This is a genomic window from Paenibacillus sp. Y951, assembly GCF_056786395.1.
Genome location: NZ_JBXCIY010000002.1, coordinates 228,632 through 250,332, shown reverse-complemented (window position 1 = coordinate 250,332; position 21,701 = coordinate 228,632). Strand labels below are relative to the sequence as shown.

General features: G+C 37.5%; 19 protein-coding genes and 2 pseudogenes. 15 read left to right on the top strand and 6 right to left on the bottom strand.

Translation table 11 applies throughout. The features are described from left to right. Positions 1–31 precede the first annotated feature (31 nt). Positions 32–643 (top strand): annotated as a pseudogene (locus tag AC1TPB_RS03925) (ATP-binding cassette domain-containing protein); the annotation flags it as partial. Positions 644–1,053: 410 nt separating this feature from the next. On the opposite strand, the gene AC1TPB_RS03920 reads toward AC1TPB_RS03925, so the two are convergent. Together AC1TPB_RS03920 and AC1TPB_RS03915 are read right to left on the bottom strand one after the other, a co-directional pair. Further along, positions 1,054–1,596 carry a hypothetical protein gene (locus AC1TPB_RS03920; protein WP_482075284.1) on the bottom strand — a complete coding sequence of 181 codons (543 nt, stop codon included), beginning with the start codon at positions 1,594–1,596 and terminating at the stop codon, positions 1,054–1,056. Between the two features lie 176 nt (positions 1,597–1,772). Beyond that, positions 1,773–2,972 carry a hypothetical protein gene (locus tag AC1TPB_RS03915; RefSeq protein ID WP_482075283.1) on the bottom strand — a complete coding sequence of 400 codons (1,200 nt, stop codon included), beginning with the start codon at positions 2,970–2,972 and terminating at the stop codon, positions 1,773–1,775. A 251-nt stretch (positions 2,973–3,223) separates the two neighbouring features. Here AC1TPB_RS03915 and AC1TPB_RS03910 point away from each other — a divergent pair, with 251 nt between their 5' ends. The 5 genes from AC1TPB_RS03910 to hisD all read left to right on the top strand — a co-directional run bounded on the left by AC1TPB_RS03910 (position 3,224) and on the right by hisD (position 8,046). Further along, on the top strand, positions 3,224–3,787 hold the full coding sequence (locus AC1TPB_RS03910; RefSeq protein WP_482075282.1) for an S-layer homology domain-containing protein: 564 nt from the start codon (positions 3,224–3,226) through the stop codon (positions 3,785–3,787). 461 nt (positions 3,788–4,248) lie between these two features. Next, entirely contained in the window at positions 4,249–5,166 is a 918-nt protein-coding gene (locus tag AC1TPB_RS03905) for an AraC family transcriptional regulator (RefSeq protein WP_482075281.1), read from the top strand. 103 nt (positions 5,167–5,269) lie between these two features. Continuing rightward, entirely contained in the window at positions 5,270–5,674 is a 405-nt protein-coding gene (locus AC1TPB_RS03900; protein ID WP_482075280.1) for a phosphotransferase family protein, read from the top strand. 26 nt (positions 5,675–5,700) lie between these two features. Beyond that, on the top strand, positions 5,701–6,270 hold the full coding sequence (locus tag AC1TPB_RS03895) for a GNAT family N-acetyltransferase (protein WP_482075279.1): 570 nt from the start codon (positions 5,701–5,703) through the stop codon (positions 6,268–6,270). A 459-nt stretch (positions 6,271–6,729) separates the two neighbouring features. Continuing rightward, positions 6,730–8,046, top strand: a complete 1,317-nt coding sequence (gene hisD, locus AC1TPB_RS03890) for a histidinol dehydrogenase (protein ID WP_482075278.1) — start codon at positions 6,730–6,732, stop codon at positions 8,044–8,046. 151 nt (positions 8,047–8,197) lie between these two features. Here the strand turns inward: hisD and AC1TPB_RS03885 are convergent, their stop codons facing one another. Then, positions 8,198–9,070, bottom strand: coding sequence for a GNAT family N-acetyltransferase (locus AC1TPB_RS03885; protein WP_482075449.1), 873 nt, complete (start codon positions 9,068–9,070; stop codon positions 8,198–8,200). Between the two features lie 673 nt (positions 9,071–9,743). On the opposite strand from AC1TPB_RS03885, the gene AC1TPB_RS03880 reads away from it, so the two are divergent. Then, positions 9,744–11,171, top strand: coding sequence for an MFS transporter (locus tag AC1TPB_RS03880; protein ID WP_482075277.1), 1,428 nt, complete (start codon positions 9,744–9,746; stop codon positions 11,169–11,171). A 21-nt stretch (positions 11,172–11,192) separates the two neighbouring features. Next, complete coding sequence (locus AC1TPB_RS03875) at positions 11,193–12,380, top strand: amidohydrolase (RefSeq protein ID WP_482075276.1); 1,188 nt, start codon at positions 11,193–11,195, stop codon at positions 12,378–12,380. A gap of 138 nt (positions 12,381–12,518) precedes the next feature. On the opposite strand, the gene AC1TPB_RS03870 is transcribed toward AC1TPB_RS03875, so the two are convergent. Then, a complete protein-coding gene (locus tag AC1TPB_RS03870) occupies positions 12,519–13,436 on the bottom strand; it encodes a tRNA dihydrouridine synthase (RefSeq protein WP_482075448.1) in 918 nt (305 codons plus the stop codon). 775 nt (positions 13,437–14,211) lie between these two features. Then, complete coding sequence (locus tag AC1TPB_RS03865; protein WP_482075275.1) at positions 14,212–14,580, bottom strand: helix-turn-helix domain-containing protein; 369 nt, start codon at positions 14,578–14,580, stop codon at positions 14,212–14,214. Between the two features lie 119 nt (positions 14,581–14,699). Here AC1TPB_RS03865 and AC1TPB_RS03860 point away from each other — a divergent pair, with 119 nt between their 5' ends. Then, positions 14,700–15,350 (top strand): nitroreductase family protein, encoded by a 651-nt coding sequence (locus AC1TPB_RS03860; protein WP_482075274.1) that lies wholly within the window; start codon positions 14,700–14,702, stop codon positions 15,348–15,350. A 118-nt stretch (positions 15,351–15,468) separates the two neighbouring features. Here the strand turns inward: AC1TPB_RS03860 and AC1TPB_RS03855 are convergent, their stop codons facing one another. Then, positions 15,469–15,807, bottom strand: coding sequence for a winged helix-turn-helix transcriptional regulator (locus AC1TPB_RS03855; protein ID WP_482075273.1), 339 nt, complete (start codon positions 15,805–15,807; stop codon positions 15,469–15,471). A gap of 106 nt (positions 15,808–15,913) precedes the next feature. Here AC1TPB_RS03855 and AC1TPB_RS03850 point away from each other — a divergent pair, with 106 nt between their 5' ends. The 6 genes and pseudogenes from AC1TPB_RS03850 to AC1TPB_RS03825 all read left to right on the top strand — a co-directional run bounded on the left by AC1TPB_RS03850 (position 15,914) and on the right by AC1TPB_RS03825 (position 21,692). Beyond that, entirely contained in the window at positions 15,914–16,768 is an 855-nt protein-coding gene (locus tag AC1TPB_RS03850) for an arginase family protein (RefSeq protein WP_482075272.1), read from the top strand. 99 nt (positions 16,769–16,867) lie between these two features. Next, a pseudogene (locus AC1TPB_RS03845) lies at positions 16,868–17,076 on the top strand (fumarylacetoacetate hydrolase family protein). Positions 17,077–17,819: 743 nt separating this feature from the next. Then, positions 17,820–18,647, top strand: a complete 828-nt coding sequence (locus tag AC1TPB_RS03840; protein WP_482075271.1) for a carbohydrate ABC transporter permease — start codon at positions 17,820–17,822, stop codon at positions 18,645–18,647. A 15-nt stretch (positions 18,648–18,662) separates the two neighbouring features. Beyond that, complete coding sequence (locus tag AC1TPB_RS03835) at positions 18,663–19,877, top strand: extracellular solute-binding protein (RefSeq protein ID WP_482075270.1); 1,215 nt, start codon at positions 18,663–18,665, stop codon at positions 19,875–19,877. Positions 19,878–19,909: 32 nt separating this feature from the next. Then, positions 19,910–20,791 carry a carbohydrate ABC transporter permease gene (locus AC1TPB_RS03830; protein WP_482075269.1) on the top strand — a complete coding sequence of 294 codons (882 nt, stop codon included), beginning with the start codon at positions 19,910–19,912 and terminating at the stop codon, positions 20,789–20,791. Next, positions 20,775–21,692 (top strand): ComEC/Rec2 family competence protein, encoded by a 918-nt coding sequence (locus AC1TPB_RS03825; RefSeq protein ID WP_482075268.1) that lies wholly within the window; start codon positions 20,775–20,777, stop codon positions 21,690–21,692. Before AC1TPB_RS03830 ends, AC1TPB_RS03825 begins: the two co-directional genes overlap by 17 nt. Positions 21,693–21,701: the final 9 nt, after the last annotated feature.

The following is a 21,701-nucleotide window of genomic DNA, read 5'->3' as shown; positions in this document are numbered from 1 at the left end:
AAGTATGAAATCGCTTACTTTATAAAAAATTAAAAATAATCATGATTCAATTGAAATAAATGCTGATATTAAAGTGGCTTATTTATCTCAGAATCAAGGCGAAATGCTAAAGGATTCTAATACAATACTAGAAGAATTCATCGATGCCGGGTTTAAAACTTATGATGAGATTAGATCGTATATTTCAAGCTATGGCTTTGAAGGAGAAATCGTTAATCAAAAGATAGAGTCTTTATCTGGAGGAGAAAAAAACACGCTTCAGCTGGCTAAAGTTTCTGCCAGTAAAGCAAACGTATTGCTTCTTGATGAACCGACAAGCCATTTAGACACTTATACACAAAAAGCATTGGAGAAAGCCATTGAAGACTATAAGGGTGCGATTCTCATGATTTCTCATGATTTCTATTCTGTTGTAAATGGTATGGATTATGTTTTAATCATTGACGAAAAGACGATTAGAAAAATGAGTATACGAAAATTTAGACAGATGATTTATGCTAGTCATTTTGATATGGGCTATTTAGAAACTGAACAAAATAAAAAATCAGTTGAAATGAAAATAGAATTGGCTTTAAAAGATACTGATTTTGAAACTGCAAAAGTATTGATTGATGAGCTAGAAGAGCTGATTAAGTTGCTTTAAATTACAACCCTCTGATTGAAGCGATTAAGCGGTAAATTGAATCGCCGATGGAGCTAAAGCTCCATGCGGAAATCTAGACTGTAAAGCCTTGTGGGGCAAGGGTTTCTCATCGAAGAAACTGTAGACCATGCCAATGGAGAGAAAGTAACTGTCATGAAGTATGATCCGAATTTGTAATAAAGTAAGGCTGTAACATAGCTAGCCACTAAGATATGCAAAGGGCTGCAATCCATTTTAGATTGCATTCTTTTGCATATGTATTCATTTTTTGGAAATAGTTTACTTCCTTATAGCACATTTTCGCGAATTTATTGCCAACGAAATGGTAGAGTGTTCAGTTTATCTCATGCGCTCATTTAATGACATAGAGCGTGATGTGAACAAGATTAGAGAATATATGAAGAGCATCTCTATAAAGTTCGCTCAATCTCACCGTCAATCAATTTTAAATGAACACTAAGTGATGTTCCGCCTTGAATATGTTTTGGAACATTGGATACATCAAGTAATTCATTCAAATGAATAGATTTTTTTTTATTTGCTTCTATTGTAATGCTATGTGGACTAGCTAAATTCATAAGCGATTCCATTCGAGTACCATCATCCATGAAAAATGAATCTAAAAATTGTAGCTCAAACGAAACAGCTTTATTGCTATGATTATTTAATATGACATTACATTCTCCCTTTAGTAGATCTTCACTCACAGCATTAAAATTGCACTTACCTTTGCCATCATAAGATATAGCGTTAATGCCACTTGCTAAAGTTTCTTGGTACAATGTAATGAGTATTAGTGGTATAAATGTATATGCTATTACAACGATTACTACTGTTCGAAAATGGTACTTCTTTATGCCTTTAACAAGTAATATCAATGCAATTACAAACAAAACTGAACCGATTATACCAAGCATACTATATCCATCTTGATTGCGGATTGGAAACGACATGAAAGATGATCGTGAATCTAACAATAAATTGTTAGGAAATGGAAAAAACAAATACATACATATACATAAAATAATAGCTGAACTAATAAGAACTACTTTACTTCTTATCACCTTATTCACTTCCTTACGGAATTCTTTTTTCGTAATAACCTGCTCCGTTTGCTTAATGACGACTGTTAATCCTCATCTATTCGTAACATAAAGAAATCAACTTCGTTTTCCGGCTCAATTGCTGGCATATAAGAGAAGCTAAGAAACCCTTCGCTATTAAACACTTTAGAATAAATGGACTTCTTAGCAACGATTTCATGTTCAATTCCAGATTGTAAATCCAAGGAAAAAATAGAGTCAATGGAATATCGATAATACAAAGTACCATTCCTAATAAAGGGGGAATCAAAAGACATATCACGTTTTGGATCTTTCACTTCATGTACAATTATCCCTGAATCTCTGTCCATGACAGATACTTTACCTGTTTCGGTCCACACAAAATAATGGGAATCGGCGGTGAAATCCACATGTCTCACATTATCGACCATCACTTTGGGTTCCGATTTATCATAGGGATAGAGTACAATTTGGAACGTTTTTTCGAGATCTTTATTTTCTGAAAATACGGATTGATGTATTAATATTCCGTCTTCAATTGGTCTTTGTAGAATAAAGAAAGTACCTTGGCGCTCATTTTTTTCATTGAGTTCTGCCTCAGCAATTAAATTTGGAACTTGTTCTTTGGAATTGTATGCAAAAGCGGAACTGATAACAATATGATTTTCAATTCGTTTTTCTATCCATGTTATGAGACCATTATCAATTCGGAGTACGGGTGGAGAAATTTCATCTTCGGCCAATCCTGAACGAATTTCTCGAGTTTCTCCCGTTTGTAGGGATAACGATTTTAATGTCCATGCTGTATCGATCTGTCGTTCATAGATATGTTCGACCCAGAATAGAGTTTCTTCACTGCCTACAAGTGAATTTATTACTTGTTTTGAAGGAGCGGTATAGACGGTTTTCCATTCATTATTATATTTATTGACTACAGCAATATGACTGGTTGATTCGATGTTAGATTCTATGATCTCAAAGGCTATTTGCTTCTCATCAACATAGCTTGGTGCAACAAAAGTATCGGCAAGCATGTCATGATCCACTGTGAAAAGTTCAAAAGGTATGTTCTCTTCAATTTCGCTACTGCTTGTATCCTCATGAGTCGGTTTATCAATAGAACTTGGTAAAGGAGAAGACGTTTCAGAAGGGTTAAGAATAGGTGTTTCATCGGGCATGTTCTCTCCGCGATAAGAATTTATTAACAATGTAATAACTACTATTATAAGAACTCCTGCCACAAAAAAAGAAACAGTTTTTTTCAAGAGGCTCACTCCTTATTAAACGTAAACAACACATTCCGTTTATGATACATTTACCAAATAATTTTCTTACTGAAATGTTCCTGGTTCGCATTCCATATACCCTCATAGTATACCATTTATTTCCTAATATGTCTCCCCGAACACCTTGGTCAAAAGGATCAGTTACACGAACTCGGAGGCTAGAGTCGCTGATTGCATCAGAAAGGTATCGTAGATTTCCATGTAACAATTATTCCTGAGTCTAAATAACTATGTATCTTGACACGAAAGGCCACTGGGCTGAGGAAGACATTGTAAGGGTGACGAAAATGGGGTGGATCAAAGGATATCCAGATGACACATTCGCTCCAGATAATCAGGTTACTCGGGCTGAATTCACTACAGTGCTTTCAAGAGCGATGGATCTGTCTTCTGCTTCATCTGACCTTGCAAAGAAATTTAAGGATCATGAGCATATTCCGGATTACGCAAAATCCCATGTATCACAATTCGTTGCTGCCGGATTGGTGAAAGGGTATGAGGACGCAACATTTAGGCCGTCGCAATGGATTCCCCGTTCTGAGATTACGGTCATAATGATGCGCGTATTAGGGTACGAAGACAAGATGAATTCGAGTCTTACGCTCGCCTATGATGATGCGGATCAAGTTCCTAATTGGGCTTATCCGGCCATTGCAACAGCTGCGGACATAGGTTTAATCAATGGAAGGGGCAATAATAAGTTTGCTCCAGGCGGTTACACGACCAGAGCCGAAGCTGTTACCTTGATTTTGAGAATAGTAGACCATCTTGCCTCAACGACCAAAGTCAACTAAATTTCATTGGTCCAACAGTAATAGCCTGATCGTAACAAGATCGACTCTCGGCAGGATTGATCTTGTTACGGTTCAGGTATATTTCAAATACGCAGTTTCCCCTAACAGAATAGTCCGTTTAAGAGATTTCGGACATGAAAATAAAAAGAATCGGCGTTGAAGGGATGATCGCCTAAAAAATAACCGAGGAACTAACTCTTCCTGGCAGTGCCGTTGATGGTGAGCGTTTTTGCCTTGAAAGTTCGCTAAGGCATAGCCGAACTTATTAAGATTTCCTTCTTCTACTTGAAGGATGTGACTGTCCTGGTTCCTGAAAGGGATAGGGGCAAGAAGCTGTAGCAATATGATAAATACTTCATCACGATCAATACGTTTGTATATTCATTCAAGCTATCCATGTTTTCCATTTGCGGTGTATAATTTTAGTAGTCTAATACAAAAGTAATTGGAGAATGAGATAAATGAATAATGATTATAAAGATAGAATTGATAGAGTAATGAAATACATAGTGGAAAATAGTAATCAAAAACTCAATCTCGATATATTGGCTGGTGTTTCAAATTTTTCGAAATATCATTTTACAAGAATATTTGCATCTATAGTCGGTGTGACTCCAGTTGCATTTGTAAATCAAGAGCGTTTACAAAAGGCTGTTTATTTTTTGGTTGAAACCAACAAGCCCATTTTGGAAATATCGAATCAATGCGGTTTCGAATCTGTGTCAACCTTCAATGCCCTCTTTAAGAAACACTACAGTAAAACACCAAGTGACGTTAGAAATAGCGTAAGGAAAAAAAGCAATTTCTCATTACAATTCAGCAATAATCAAGAAGAGTTATCTCCTCTACAGGATTACAATAGAAATAGAGAAAATCAACTCTTAAAAAAAGCGTGGGAAAATATGATTACAATCAAAGAGCTTCCAGAATATGAAGTGGCGTACGTTAGACATGTCGGGAGTTATTTGGATACTCATGTTGCTTGGGACAAGTTGGGACGTTGGGCAAGCCAACAGGGACTTAGCCCCAAATACCATCAGTTTATCGGAATATCGTTGGATGATGGAAATCTCGTAGAAGAATATGCTTGTCGATACGATACTTGTGTTACATTACCAAGTGGATTCGAGAGAAACCAACATAAAAATCATATTGATTTTAAAACACTTTCTAGTGGAATGTATGCTTTATATCAATACTATGACACTGTAGAAAAATTTGTTCTCGCCTATCAAAACGTATTCAGTCTATGGTTACCGAATAGTGAGTATGATGCCGACGATAGACCATGCCTCGAATTTTGTAGGAATGATCCTGCTAAGGATAAGGAAGGAAAATGTAAAGTTGATTTATACATACCGATCAAGAAGAGAATATAAATAACCGTATGGAAGGAAGATGATTATTGGGAACCCCTATAGGTATCGTGGACTGGGGGTAAATCTAAACGCAGATAAGGTGTTGTTAACTACTTTTGACGGAATGCCTGTTAGCAAACTAAATGAAAAGAAAATGATTGATATAGCGAACGTATTATCAAGAATACATCAGATCCAGGTAGAAGAAATTGGGGATACAAAACTTCCTAAGTACGATTTCATTGATTACTTTTTTCCTGGAGTAAGGGAACACGATGACTTAAATAGTGCATTAATTTCTCTGGTCCAAATCATTCAAATAAAGCAAGATCGTATAATTCATGGTGATTTCCATATGGGAAACATTGTAGAGGAAAATGACCGATATACCGTAATAGATTGGACGAACGGACAATTAGGGGATTCCAGATATGATTTTGCATGGTCGCTTACGCTACAAAAGATATACATTTCGTATGGACATGCACAGGTGTTTCGTTCAGGTTATCTATTGGAGATATTCCGATAAAAAAGAAAATATGGAGCGGTGACGGAATGAACATTGAAGCAGTTTTTGAGCAGTTTCCTAACCTGAAATCAGATGGGTTCATATTGAAGAAGATTGAAAATCATCATCTTGATGAAGTTTTTGAAATCTATAACAATGACAATGTATTTGAATACTGTGGCATTATACCCAAACACAATAAAGATACTGTGAAAAATATGATTGGCCATTTTGAGAGAGACTATAATAAAAGGTCAAGGGTCAAGTGGGGGATATTCGCACATGCTGAACCCGATCGATTGCTTGGAATTATCGAGGCACTCGACTTTAATCAAAAGGTTAACGGAGTGGCGATTGGCTACTATTTGTCGGAATCGCATTGGGGAAAAGGTATTGCTATTGAAGCGGTGAGAATTTTGCTCGATTATTTGTTTAAGGATGTCAACGTCAATAGAATTCAGGCTGAAGTGATGCCTCTAAATGAGACTTCAAAGAAGGTATTGTTGAAGAATGGCTTCATCAAAGAAGGAACATTGAGACAAGCAACACTATGGGCAGGTAAAGGAATTATCGATTTAGAAATATACAGTATTTTAAAAGAAGACTATGTAAAATGATGAAAAAAGTGATTAAGTTGATATGTACCTGCATATAACATAAAGTAAATAAATCAGGGGTGTTCTTCAACACAGTTTTAAAAGGGTATGACAATCAACAGTAAATGCAAAATTATCGAGGTGCTGAATATTCGTCATGATAGTGATCTTAACACTGTCGTGACGAGTATCGTTTTCAAAATATTCTAATGCGACATTGGAAACTCTTTACAAATTGCAATTTGCAATTTATAATATGTCCAAGTATGGTTTAGGGGGATATCAAAATGAACCGTTTTATATTTGTATTAACAAAATCCTATAATCATCATCATAGTTAGGCGTTTGTATTACGGAATTTTTCCGTAGGTACAAACGCTTTTTGGCGTTATACCTACGGACTTGAAGTATAAGAGTCATGTAGGTGTTTTTTATCCTACGTGGCTCTTTTTATTTATAAAAAATTGGAGGTAGAAAGAGATGCAAAATTCAAGCATTGTATTCAAAATTCCAGAACAGAATGGACTACTTACAGAGCGTTTCAAAACACATAAAACGCTATTCGACAGAGATGTACTTAATGGGGTTCTATCAATTTTCGATAAGGTGGCCAATAAGGGCGATGAAGGAATCAGAAGTCTAACAATGAAGTATGATGAAGTTGACTTGGATGGACTGATTCTTTCAAATGATTATATTGAAAGATGCATATCTTCGCTGTCACCATCATTACGTTCAGCTATGGAACAAGCAATTAGAAATGTGCAAGATGCTAATATAGCTATGTTACCGAAAACATGGGAAAAGCAAATTAGACCTGGAACAGTAATCGGTGAAAATGTGGTTCCCTTAGATTCGGTAGGTATATGGATACCAGCAAGGAAAGGACCGTTAATTTCTACTGCGATAATGCTGGTTGTAGCGGCAAAAACAGCAGGTGTTAGGAAAATCGTTGTGGGGATGCCTCCATTGAAAGATGGACTTGGGGATCAAGGAACCGTAGCGGCGGCAAAGCTTGCGGGAGCAGATCAATTTGTGATCGGCAACGGAGTGTCTATAATTGCTGGATTTGCACAGGGCACAAATTCCATTCCAGAAGTTGATGGGATTTATGGACCAGGACCAGGTGGAATTGCGGCGGCTATGAGTGTAGCAATGACATATGGTAAAAAGAGTGTATTAGGCCTCGGTCCAACCGAATGTGTAATTTTCGCAGATGAAACTGCCGATCCATTAAAAATAGCTTATGATTTGATTAATGAAGGAGAGCATGGTCCCGATTCTTCTTCTATTCTGGTCACAACCTCTACAATTCTTGCTCGTAAAGTGGAAACTCACCTCTGGAAATGTATTGATGAGGTCGAAGGAAAACGGAGACAATATTTACGAAATGTCTTTGGCTATAACGGTAAGGGAGCAATCATTGATGCATCAGACATTGAGGAAGCTATTGATTTTATTAATTGGTTTGCACCAGAACATTTGATGATTGTATGCGATAAAGAAACTGAGAATCGTGCTTTGACCCGTATAAACAATGCAGGTGAAATTCTTATCGGCGAATATACACCTTTTTCGGCGGCTAACTACGGGATTGGAATTACAGCAGTATTGCCGACTAACCATTTTGCCAGAGCCTTTTCAGGAGTGACATCTAAAGATATGGTAAAGTATTCAACAATCGGAAGACTGAGTAAGGATGCTTTACAGGAAATATATCCGATAATTAAAGAGATGGGTAATTACGAACAATTACCGTGTCATGTAAAAGCGGCTGATATAAGGTTGCTTGATTAGATGAATACAGCCACATCGTATTAGGTTAATCTATCGTCAGCACTCATCCCATGTGGAGTGTTGCTCACTGTTAGTGCGAAAGGACAATTAATATCGGAGATGTATTGGCGGAAATAGTAAAGAGGGGCGGAGAGCCCCTCTTTTTTGTGGCCTAATTCAGTATTGTAAAGTACCGTATCTCTTCTTTATCTGTATAGAATCCAACGGATTCGTATAGAGATAAAGCTGATTTATTTGTAGTTAATACCATGAGTATAGCGTTTTGTGGCTGATGGGATTTGAGATATCTTAAAGCTTGTGTAAGCAAATACTTGGCAATACCGCGTTTTCTCCATGGTTCGCGGACAAAAACATCCTCTATGACACCATGGTCTGCTTCTTGCCATGCCATCAGTCCGCCAACAATAGCGTCTGATTGACGTATGACCATGGATGTCCATAGTTTGTTATTCTTATATTCAGACAACCTATTAAGTCCTAGTGGAGTGTCAGGCCAAATTTCAGCTTCTACATCTAGGTAATCTCTTTCCTCGCGAGAGGACTCCATCTTCCAGTAAGAAAATTGAAACTCCTCTTGTAGCTTTAATTCAGGAATCGGTTCATTCAAGTCTCGATTCATGCGATATAAACTATTCAGATGAAGGTATCCTTTTTGGATGAAAAACTGATTGTTTGCTGTTTCTGTCGAATCGTTACCTACACATAGTATTGTTCCATATTCTTTAGGTAAAGTTTCCTTTAATTGTTTTGCTCTTATGAAAAGATATTGATAGACGTTGTCGAGCAAAGTAATGTCATTTTCTCTTTCGGGAATGGTTTTAAGATTGACGTATATGGAGTGATTGTTCTCTTTTGAACGACCGGGAGGTACAACGTTAATGATGCTAACTTGCCCCTTAGCGACCATTTTCCCATCTTCAAATGCGCAATAAACGTTATTCCAATTATCTTCGTCCCCGACCCACCAAAATGTTGCATTTTCTTTTGCTGTTACTGATTGGTACAACTCGCCAAGCAAAGGCATGTCTCCATCTTCGAAATTACGTATGAATATTTTTGTTGATGATTGACTCAAAATAATACCCCTCTCAATAATAGGGGGATTTCGCAGTTTAGAGGGCTAGCTATGCGAGTTCCCCTTAATAAATTTGCCCTTTGCTATCATTTGTTTACTCATAATAAACGCCTCCTTTAACTATTATTACCATTTATATTAACATGCCTTGACCATTGTATCAAACATAATTTACAACTATAATTATTTTCTCCACCACGAATGTTATCGCTGTTCAAACGCAGTTATATTTATTGTTCAAGAACCGATAACAGTGCTGTTTTCTGTTGGTCAGGAAAGACTAATAGTTGAGGTGTATTGGCGTATACAGCAACGGAGCGGGTAAAGTCCCGCTTCTTTTTTTGACCATTAGTTCGATTGAGGGCGGCTATAGACAGTCGTCCTTTGTTTTGCCTATACCCAGTACCTGACGAAAGCGATACTGCTCCTTAATTTATTTGGCAATATGTCTATTAAGAGACGCACTAGGGAGAACTGTAAAATGATTAGTTACCAAATGCGGGATAAGGTTACTTGTATGAAGAATGAGGTCAAGGTATTGGGGGCATACTTTCTATCAAATAAGTAGATGAAATAAATTGATAAGGTACATAAAATGTAGTTAAATTATGGGAGGATTACGATGGAGACAAATTACAAAGGTACAAATAAGTTAATTGCAGGGATTGTATTCGGCGTTATTACATTTTGGCTTTTTGCACAGGCAATGGTAAATGTAGTACCTGCAGTTCAATCAGATTTAGGGATTTCGCATGGAACAATAAATATTGCAATTAGTTTAACCGCCTTATTCTCTGGGTTATTTATCGTTGCTGCTGGTGGAATCGCAGATAAAATTGGGCGTAAGAAAATTACGTATCTTGGATTGATTTTAAGTATTATTGGCTCGTTATGTCTTGTTTTTGCACAAGGGTCAGTCTTGTTAATTATCGGACGCATTATTCAAGGGCTTTCCGCAGCTTGTATTATGCCAGCGACGATTGCTCTAATGAAGGCTTACTTCGAAGGAAAAGACAGACAGCGTGCTCTTAGTTACTGGTCCATTGGATCTTGGGGCGGTTCAGGAGTCTGTTCATTTGCAGGTGGCGCCATTGCAACGTATTTGGGATGGAGATGGATTTTTATCTTTTCTATAGTTTTTGCCATTCTTGCTATGTGGCTCATTAAAGATACACCTGAAAGCAAAGGAGAAGGAAGCGGGAAGTTTAAGTTTGATTTCAGTGGTTTAGCAATCTTTATCGTCACCATGATTGCATTAAACGTTGTTATTACATTTGGTGCGGATTTGGGCTGGACAAGTCCAATTACGATTATTCTTGCCATCGTTACCATTGGTGGAGCTATTGTCTTCTTCAAGGTTGAAAAAGGGAAAGATATCGCACTTATTGATTTCTCTTTATTTAAAAACAAACCATTCGCTGGCGCAACGTACTCTAACTTTTTGTTAAATGCGATTGCTGGAACACTTGTTGTTGCCAATACGTATGTTCAAGTAGGTCGAGGGTTCACTGCATTTCAGTCAGGGATGCTATCGATTGGATATTTAGTCGTTGTTCTAGCTATGATTCGTGTCGGTGAGAAAATTTTGCAAAGAGTAGGAGCAAAGGCACCCATGGTTTGGGGTGCTATTATTACGACAGTTGGTGTAGCGCTTATGGCATTAACCTTCTTGCCAGGTTTTATGTACACCGTTGCGGTATTTATTGGGTTTGTTTTATTCGGGCTTGGACTTGGTATATATGCTACACCATCTACAGACACATCTGTTTCCAATGCACCATCACATAAAGTGGGTGAAGCGGCTGGGGTTTATAAAATGGCAAGCTCATTAGGCAGTGCGATAGGTGTAGCGATCTCGGCAACGGTTTATAGTTCAATAGCAGCGGTAGGGAGTATTGAACTTGCGGCATCAGTAGGGATTATCGTAAACGTAATATTCGGAATCCTTTCATTACTTTCCATTCTGATCATGGTTCCAAAAGATGCTGGTAAACCGTCAGATGATCATTCGAAAAAAACATATCAAATGCCAAATAAAGCGGCTAACTAACAAATTTAGGAGACGAAAATAATGAAAAGCGAACTAATGAGCATGTTAGAATCACGCAAGGAAGAAATAATTTCTATACGCCGCTATTTACATGAAAATCCAGAGCTTTCATTTAAAGAGGAGAAAACAGCTCAATATATTGCAGATTTTTATAAAGGAAAAGGTGTGGATATTCAAACGAATGTTGGAAACGGTTATGGCATTATCGTTACCATTAAAGGTGGAAAACCTGGTAAAACGATTGGTCTGCGAGCGGATTTTGATGCCCTTCCCATTACAGAAGAAACGGATGTACCGTTTAAATCAAAAAATGAAGGCGTGATGCATGCATGTGGGCATGATGGACATACGGCTTACATGTTAGTGTTAGCTGATTGCTTCATTCAATTAAAAGACTCTATTCCAGGAACTATAAAAATCATTCATCAACATGCTGAAGAGGTTCCGCCGGGTGGAGCAAAAAGTATTGTCGAGTCTGGTTTAATTGATGATTTAGATGCCATCTATGGCATTCATTTATTGCCAATGGGTCCAGCGGGAACAGTAGGATATCATGCTGGATATTCCTTCAATGGACGAGCATATATGAAATTAAAAGTACAAGGAATAGGCGGCCATGGCTCATCTCCTCATCTAGCTAACGATGCGATTGTTGCTGCTGCTTATTTTGTTACTGCTGTGCAAACTATTGTAAGCCGCAGATTAAATCCATTTGATATCGGTGTCATCACCATCGGATCTTTTGACGGAAAAGGTACATTCAATGTAATCAAGGATAGTGTGGAGCTTGAGGGCGATATTCGTTATATGAATGTAAAAACAAGTGAAACGATTGCGAAAGAGATTAGACGTATTGCAAGGGGGATTGAAGAAGAGTTTGACGTTAAATGTGAGCTTACGTATACTCCAGATTACCCGCCTTTGTACAACGATCCAGAGCTTACAGCTAAGGTAGTGGAGAGCTTACAAAGCATGAATGATAAAGACATTAAAGAAGTGAAAGAATTCCCAGCATTGCCTCCATCTGAAGATTTTGCTTACTATGCGGAAAAATTCCCAGCTTGCTACTTTTACATTGCCTGTACACCTAAAGGCGTAGAACAGCCTTACTTTAATCATCATCCGAAATTTGATATTGACGAAGATGCTCTTATCGTAGCTGCTAAAGCGGTTGGACAGGTTGTATGCAGTTATTACGAATTAGACTAAATAAAATATCAAGAGTTCCCATGAAAGGAAGACCACATAGTGTGAAAATGAGAGACCCTTCAAGAGTTCATTGAACTTTTGATAGGTCTCTCATTATTTTTGATATAGTTTTTTTAATCATACACAAATAGGCTTGTCTTAATCCAATAACTCATCCAAAACAGGTAATACTAAACGACGGACTTCATCAGTCGATCTGGTATCCATCAATTGGTTTCTAAGTTCGCCTGCACCTCTAAATCCACGAACATAGATTTTGAAAAAGCGAAGAAGTGGTTTAAATTGACGTGGTTCGGTTTCTGTTGAATATTTCTCGTGAAGATCCAAGTGTAAAAGTAGTAAGTTAAGAAACTCCCTCGCGCTATGTTCTTTAGGTTCTTTTTCAAAAGCAAATGGATTGGTGAAAATACCGCGGCCAATCATGACACCATCAACGCCGTATTGTTCCACTAATTTTAATCCTGCTGCGCGGTCAGGAATATCTCCATTAATGGTTATCAACGTATTGGGAGCAATTTCATCGCGTAATTTTTTGATTTCAGGGATGAGTTCCCAGTGTGCATCTACTTTACTCATCTCTTTTTTGGTACGAAGGTGAATAGAAAGATTTGCAATATCTTGTTTCAATATATGTCCTAACCAACCGCGCCACTCTTCAATATTATGGTAACCCAATCTTGTTTTAACACTAACCGGCAAGCCACCTGCTTTTGCTGCTTGAATAATTTCTGCTGCAACTTCAGGATGTTGTATTAATCCAGCACCTTTTCCATTGGATGCGACGTTTTGTACTGGGCATCCCATGTTTAGATCAATACCACGAAAACCAAGTTTTTTCATATCAATACTCATCTGTTCAAACAATGCTGGCTTATTGCCCCAAAGATGGGCGACGATCGGTTGCTCATCTTCTGTGAAAGTTAATCGACCACGAGTACTGGCTATTCCATCAGGATGACAATAACTGTCTGTACTTGTGAATTCCGTGAAAAATACGTCAGGTTTTGCAGCTTCACTAACGACGTGACGGAATACCACATCTGTAACATCTTCCATTGGTGCTAATATAAAAAATGGCTTCGGTAAATCAAGCCAAAAATTTTGTTCGTTACTCACATTATCTTCTCCTTAAACTTTTCAGTTGTACTTCTTGACTATGCATCCCGCAAATGAAAAGTCGCATCGGAAGCAAGGGCTTAACATATAAAAACGATATAAGCCATAGCAAAGATCTTTACCCATTATACATAGTATCATTTTTTTTCATTTGATGCACAGAATCAAATGAGTTCGGCTTTAAATGCTATGACAAAGATGCACATGATGGGCTGCTTCGTCATATGCTTGGATAATTCTATATCCAGATTTTGGCCACGAACACTGCCAATACATCATATTGACTTGGAAATATAGGAATGCTTTTTAAGGGGATTCGGATAGAAATCCTATGATAAGAACTAAAACTAACCTCACATCATGGGCGGCATGATGTGAGGAAAACTCTAAACCCTTGATTTATCAAGGGTTAGAGCAACTTTCATCAAAACGTGGTCATTTTATTGGTCATAAGCGCAGGTAAATCACTCTAAATACGAAGGTCCCTCATCAATTTGTTATATTGATGAGGGACCTTTTTTCTAGTTTTCTTGATGAATGTTATAACCTACGTGAAATTACTTGCTTCTTTTACAAAGAAGCGTACGTTGACCAAAATCCCTTCGTGAATTAACGTCGCAGGAAACATTGTCTAGAATTTTATAATTGTCCAAGGGAAGGGGTCGTTTAATTTGATTGTTGATCTTTGGAGTGATCATTATACGAATTGTATCATTCATTTAATTTTCCCGAACCCACCCTCACACACAATATCCATTTCAAGAATATCGTAAAGAGATTGTTTGGACGCATCTAATTTTTTTTGAGCGTCTTCAATTTGTGTTATTTGTTCTTTGAGAATGTGTGTTTGTTCATCTTTTGATATTCCATTTTTTGAGATCATGGATTTTATATCATGAATTGAAAAACCAACATCTAAACAATTCTTAACTACATTTAGATGATGCATGATTTCTATAGCATAGTCTCGATAATTATTCTGGTCTCTCTGTACATACTCATCGGGAATAATGCCTATTTTCTCATAATAACGGATGGTTGATATCGGAAGGTCAACATTTTTTGCTACTTCACTAATCTTCATATTCATCACCTCTATTTTTCTGTTGCTATAAAGTATACTTCATAGTTTACAATCCTAATAGTAAGGAAAAGTGACATGTAACACGATCTCACAAATATAAAAAAAGGAGAGAAATCTATATGAGCACAATCACCAGTGAAATCCAGAAGACAAACGATTTTAATAAAATCGTCTTGGAGCGCCGTTCTGTTAAAATTTACGACCCTGAAGTAAAAATCAGCCGGGAGGAAATGAGCGAAATTTTGGCGAAAGCTTCCCGGGCCCCTTCTTCCATTAACATGCAACCATGGCGTTTCCTTGTCATCGACAGCGCTCAAGGCAAAGAAAAATTGGCATTGCTAGCCACCTTCAATCAGACGAAAGTTCTGACTTCTTCGGCTGTCATTGCGGTATTTTACGATGCAAACAACGTTGAATATATGGATGAAATTTACGGCAAAGCTGTGGAACTTGGATACATGCCAGGGGACATCAAGGATATGCAATTGCAACAAGCGAAACCTTATTATGCTAGCTTGGCTGCATCCGACTTACGTGACGTGAACCTCATTGACTCGGGTCTCTTTTCGATGCAGCTGATGCTTGTAGCCCGTGCTCACGGATATGACACCAACCCGATGGCCGGTTATGATAAAGATCAGATCGCGGAAGCTTTTGGACTGGACAAAGAGCGGTTCCAACCGGTCATGTTGATCTCAATGGGAAAAGCAGCCCAAGAGGGCTTTCCTTCTTACCGACTGCCAGTTGAAACAACTACAACCTGGGCATAATCAATCGTTACACCAAGCTAAGAAAAAAAGATCGGTAATGGTCGTACCCAGTGGATACGACCATTTTTTTGATACAGTTATGGTCGCCTTTTCTGGAGTTACACAAATTAAAATTTAATTAATTTTGGTTGTTTACTCCCCACTCACATAAATCTTCCAAAATTGGTAATAATGTTTTCGCTTTATCTGTGAGACTGTACTCGACTTTAGGAGGAATCTGGGGATACTCTTTTCGTTTCACCAAACCATCTGCTTCTAATTCTTTTAGTTGTGAACTTAATGTTTTATAAGTAATAGCTCCTATTTGTCTTTTCAAATCATTAAAGCGAACCACTTGATTTTCTGCTAAGAGAAAAATAATAACCATTTTCCATTTACCACCGATAACCGAAACTGTATAACCAAAAGGGGTATCTTTAATGTCTTTAACTCTACCTTTATATTCAGTCATACTCATAATTCACAATATCCTTTCGGGTAGTACATATCATGAAAGTGCGTACTACTTTTTTATTTTGACTTAGTATATTCTAAACTTACATTGAAGTAAAGGAGAGTCAAAAATGAATAAAAAAACAATACGGATGTTAATGCCACAATGGCAAGGAGGAAACAACCCTAACTACTCTTTTGGAGCTGAATTGCTTGCTTGGCTTGCTCCAGATAGTGATCATCCTCTTGTTCATGTACCAGTTAAAGCTTATGATGGAACACCGCTTGAAAATGAAAATGGTATTTACGGGAGAAAACAACTAATTGAACAATTAGAAGCTGCTCAACATATCATAAAAGCTCATAAACCAGATCGTATTGTCATGTTTGGTGGTGACTGCTTAGTCGAACAAGCCCCATTTGCTTATTTAAATGAACTTTACGGAGGGGAATTAGGTTTAATTTGGATCGATGCTCACACTGATTTAGATAGAATTATTGGATATGACTATGGACATACATTACCGCTGGGAAATCTTTTAGGAGAAGGAGATAAAGAGTTTGCAAAACTTGTAAAAATCCCTCTAAAACCAGAAAATGTCTTTCTTGCAGGATTGGATACTGCTACAGAACAAGATACAGAGATTATTCAGAGACTGGGTATTAAAACTGCCGGAACTAAACAGTTAAAGAACAGTACTGAATCTATTAAGAATTGGATTAAACAAAGTGATATTAAGCATCTAGCCATCCACCTTGATTTAGATGTGCTTGATCCAAAAGGATTTCGTTCGTTATTATTTGCCAACCCCGAAGCTTCTTACGATTTTTCTGCTACTGGAACTATGCAGTTGAATCAATTACTTCATATAATAAAAGAACTTTCTGAACTAACAGATGTAGTAGGTTTAGGTATAACGGAACATTTGCCTTGGGATGCGATTAATATGAAGAAATTGCTTCGAGAAATACCTATTTTAAATTAGTAAAGCCACAAACTAACTCTTCATTGACGTAAGTCGATGATGCTGTAGTATGTATTTGGCTATACTGTGGTCAATGATATATCTGCTCGAGATCTGCAGATGAGGTTGGCGACCCCAATAATTTATTTATTCAAACGGAAGTGAATGGTGAAATACGCCAAAATTCTAATACCGAGGATATGATCTTTTATTGTGATGAAATTGTTAGCTATATCTCGAAGCATATGACGTTAGAGCCAGGTGATGAAGTGAAGTTATCATTGAAAAGCTTGGATCGCTTCACATTGTATTTGTTAAAGAGGTTGTAAAGGAATAAATTTATCTATTGTTACAGATATAGATTTGGCATGGGATATTGAAGGCTGTTACGACTGTAGTCAAACTAGTAAACACTAGTTTGACTACAGTCTATTTTGTTTGAAATGGAAAACTTTTGGTGTATTCCAATGGATAATTACTCGAATCCCTTAGCTTGAGTGGGGGTTCGAGCTTATAGTAACGGTATTTATTATTAGTAGTTGGTATAGAACCAAGAACAATCCTTATACTGGATCATTCTTAAGAATATGTTTACCAGCAGCAACAAGCAGTGCTACAGAGCTAACAAGTAATAAACTTAAAATGATAATGTATGTCATTTCCTTATTCACTCCTTTCACTATGTTTTTCTTGTTGTAATCTAGTTTGGCCAGCATCCTAGATTTTATTAATTTAATCATAGCAAAATAGATAATTTATTGAAATATGGGTTGACGCTAATAATAGGAGATATTTGAAGGTTCTATGACGTAAACTTGACAACTTGGTTACTTATACACTAAAACATACTTTTTGCTAATAATGATCGCTGCATACGGTCGCTATATATGTACACAAGATAGTATCGAGAAGCAAGAAAGGTACGATCATCAAGTTCTCTAATTAATAGTATTACGACTCTTAACTAATCATTAACATGACGATGACACACCGTTAACACAATAAAATTATAGTAGTTGTATAGACGTCTAGACAAATGCAAGGGAAGGAGAATATTTTGAACAGCTTAAGAATGAGTTTGAAATTACATCCCAAATATGGCTTATTAATTATTGTTCTATTAGGAACATTGTTTCCGATTTATTGGATGGTAACGATGGCAATGCAGAAATCAGAAGATTTATTTACGGAAGTATCATTATTGCCTAACTCCCTTACATTGGAGCATATGATTAGCATTTTCATGGAAGAAAATTATTTCCTTCCATTACTCAACAGTTTCATTATTACAGTAGCATCGTTAACGATTGTATTGGTATGTGGCTTGGCAAGTGCCTATGTATTGGGACGAAGAAGCTTTTCTATTGCGTACAATAAATCACTGCTCATATGGATATTGCTTGTTAGAGTGCTACCACCGATCACTTTTGCACTGCCATTATACATATTGATGAACGAATTAGAGCTATTGAATACGAAAATCCCTATTATTCTAGCTCATATTCTAGTGAATTTACCGCTAGTTATTTGGTTTATGCTTGCATTTTTCGCTAGTATTCCAGATGAAATTGAAGAGAGTGCAAGAATCGATGGTGCTTCAGAATTTACGATCTACTACAAAGTCATTTTACCGTTGGTGTCTCCAGGAATTGCAGCTATAACGATACTTTCGTTTATGGCTTCTTGGAATGAATATTTGTATAGTGTTATTTTCATTCAAAGTCCAGGAGATTTTACAATCCCACTGAAGCTTGCCACGTTAAATAGTGAGCAGGAATTAACTGAGTGGGGCAAAGTTGCAAGTGGTGGCATTGTATCGATGCTTCCTGTGCTAATGATCGCAATCTTCATGCAGAAACATTTAATGAATGGTTTGACTGCTGGTGCAGTAAAAGAATAGAGGAGGATAAGAGAAATGAGAAAACAAATTGCAATAATATTAAGCACGATTATGATGGTTTCGATCTTCACAGCTTGTTCAGCAAAAGGCCCGGAGAAGCTGGTAATCGCTGCACGAGGTGGCTCACATGTAACGGCAATGGAAGCTGTAAAGGAAGCGTTCGAGAAGGAACATAATGTGAAAATTGAAATTATTGGGCTTGAAGCTGCAGATTTGAAACAAAAAATATCACTTGATTCTAAAAACAAACAAGGTGCTTATGATTTGCTAATGGCAGATGATCCTTGGATGCCTGAGCTTAGTGAAGGTGGAATTTTCGCGAACTTATCCGAGCTAGGAGTAGAAGCAGATGCTGATTTTGAAGAGTCTTCGATCGCATTAGGAAAACATCCATATGCTACTGGTGATCTATATGCATTACCTTTCTCGGGAAATGTGCAACTCTTCTTCTACAACAAACAGTTGCTAGAAAGTAATAACTACGATGTTCCGCAAAGCTGGGGAGAGGTTCTTACAATAGCTAATGAAATTCATGCTGCAGATGATGTAGCGGGATATGTTATTCGTGGTCAGCAAGGGAACCCAATTGTTTCAGATTTCTTACCAATTTTCTGGGCATATGGCGGTCAAGTGTTTGATGCAGATTGGAAAGCACAAGTAGATTCTGAAGAGGCAAAACAAGCATTGAATACCTATATTCAATTACTTGCTGTAGGTGCAAATTATGAGACAACTGATATTGTTAGTTCTGTATCTGAGGGACGTGCAGTGATGGCATTAGGCTGGCCTTCATGGTTTATTAAAGGGGAAGAGGCAAGTGCAGACTATGCTGCTATTCCAGCTAAATCAACGACAAATGCAGAGGCAGCTGCAACTGGGATGATTGGTAACTGGATGATGGGCGTAACTGCAAATGCGAAGCAACCAGAGTTAGCAGCCCAATTTTTAACGTTCATTACGAGCAGTGAGATACAGAAGGCAATGGTTGAGTATGGCGGAGTTCCTACTAGAAAAAGTGTATACCTAGATCAAGAATTAGCTGCCCAATATAAGCACTTTCCAACACAGCTAGAAGCGTTACAAAACTCTGTAGCTAGACCAAGAACAGCGAAATGGTCTCGTGTAGAAGAAGCGCTTGGTACTGAACTATCAGCAGCTATTGCAGGAACAAAATCAGTCGAGAGCGCACTATCTGATGCGAATCAAGCAATCAATCAGATTATGCAATAGTTTCCCTCACGATATGAAGGAGTGTTAGAGAATTGCATAGTAAACGTCGCTTTCAGTGGGCTATGCTGGCCCCAGTACTATTTCTGCTAACGGGTTTAACGGTGTTCCCAATCGTTTATACGGTTGCCAATAGCTTTACTGATTATTACTACTTAGCAAGCGAAGCTAAGCAATACATCGGAATAAGTAATTATATTAATGTCTTAAAGGACGAGGTATTCCAACAAGCAGTCTGGAACACTACCAAATTCATGCTGCTTGCTGTTTCGATTGAAACGATTCTCGGACTAGCTATTGCTGTTTTGGTTGAAAGTGTTAAGCGAGGGATAAAAATTTTGCGGGTATCTATTTTGATACCTTCTTTATTACCACCTGTTACGGTAGCTTTAATATGGCAGATGATGCTAAGTAATCATAATGGAATCATCAATCATATGTTGTCTTGGTTTGGATTAGATCCATTTAATTTTTTGATGGATATTAGAATAGCGTTTTATGCAATTCTATTTATAGATATTTGGCAATGGACGCCTTTTGCTTTCTTACTAATCTATGCAGCATTGCAGGGGGTTCCCAAATCTCAATATGAGGCAGCTAAAGTTGACGGAGCTAATTCCGTAAGCATTTTCAAACATATTACACTTCCTAATATTATGCCTGCTCTGTTGTTTGTTATTTTACTGCGTATGATTGATACCTTTAGACTGTTCGATAAGGTTAACATTTTAACTGGTGGTGGACCTGCCAATTCAACAACTACGATAACCCAGTATATTTATCGACAAGGTGTTTATAATTTGCAAATTGGTTATGGTTCAGCAGCATCAATAATTATGGTTGGACTCGTACTTGTATTTTCAGTCTTTTATATTAAGCGCTCAATAGGAGGGGCTCAACATGACCTGCGTCATTGATTTTTTGAATGTAGGCTTTGGTGAAGCAACGATTATTCGACATACGAATGGTAATCAGAGTTTTTGTCTTGTTGTTGATGGTGGAGATGTTAATCCTTGTACTAATCCACGTAGAATAAGTTTGGCACAATATGTTCGAGAGTATAACATTGAGAAAATTGATGTGCTTGTCATCACTCATTTTCATAAGGATCATATTGGTGGGGTATATGAGGTTTTAGGTAATGTTCCGATTGGAGAAATTAAGATTCATCTGATGTTACCTGAATTAATATTGGAAAGTCGTCTCATAGACTATTCAACGCCGATGCTTGCTTCTTTATCGTTGTATATTCAAATTGTTAATAGAGCAAGAGAACTCAATATCTCTATTAATATCGTGGAGAAGCCTACAACATTTCACGAACAAGATTTGTCTTATAAGCTATTAATGCCAGATATGAGCAAGCTGAAACAACTGAGATTAGAGCTGAATGAGCTAGATATGAGCTGTCTTGTAGAGCAGATGGAGCGCTTGAAAAAAATTGACCGAATGCTCAATTCTACGGCAATGGCAGTTATTATAAGCTATAAAGATGAATCGATTGCGCTACTTACTTCTGATGTGGAATTGGACTTTTGGGAGCCTTATCAAACGGAGCTTGAAAACATTATAGTCGTACAAGCTCCTCACCATGGTGACAGACATCAGATTTCAGGGGAGTGGCTTAATAGCATAAACCCACAAGCTGTTATTGTTAGTGCTGATGACGAAGGAACGTATCAGCTTCCGCATAAAGAGATTGAGGAAATGATCTCTGAGCATTGTAAGGCTGAGCTATATTATACGGAAGCTGCAACAACGACTCATCGAATTCTTCGCATGGATGCAGAGCAATACATAGTGGAATTAATACAATAAGGAATTGTG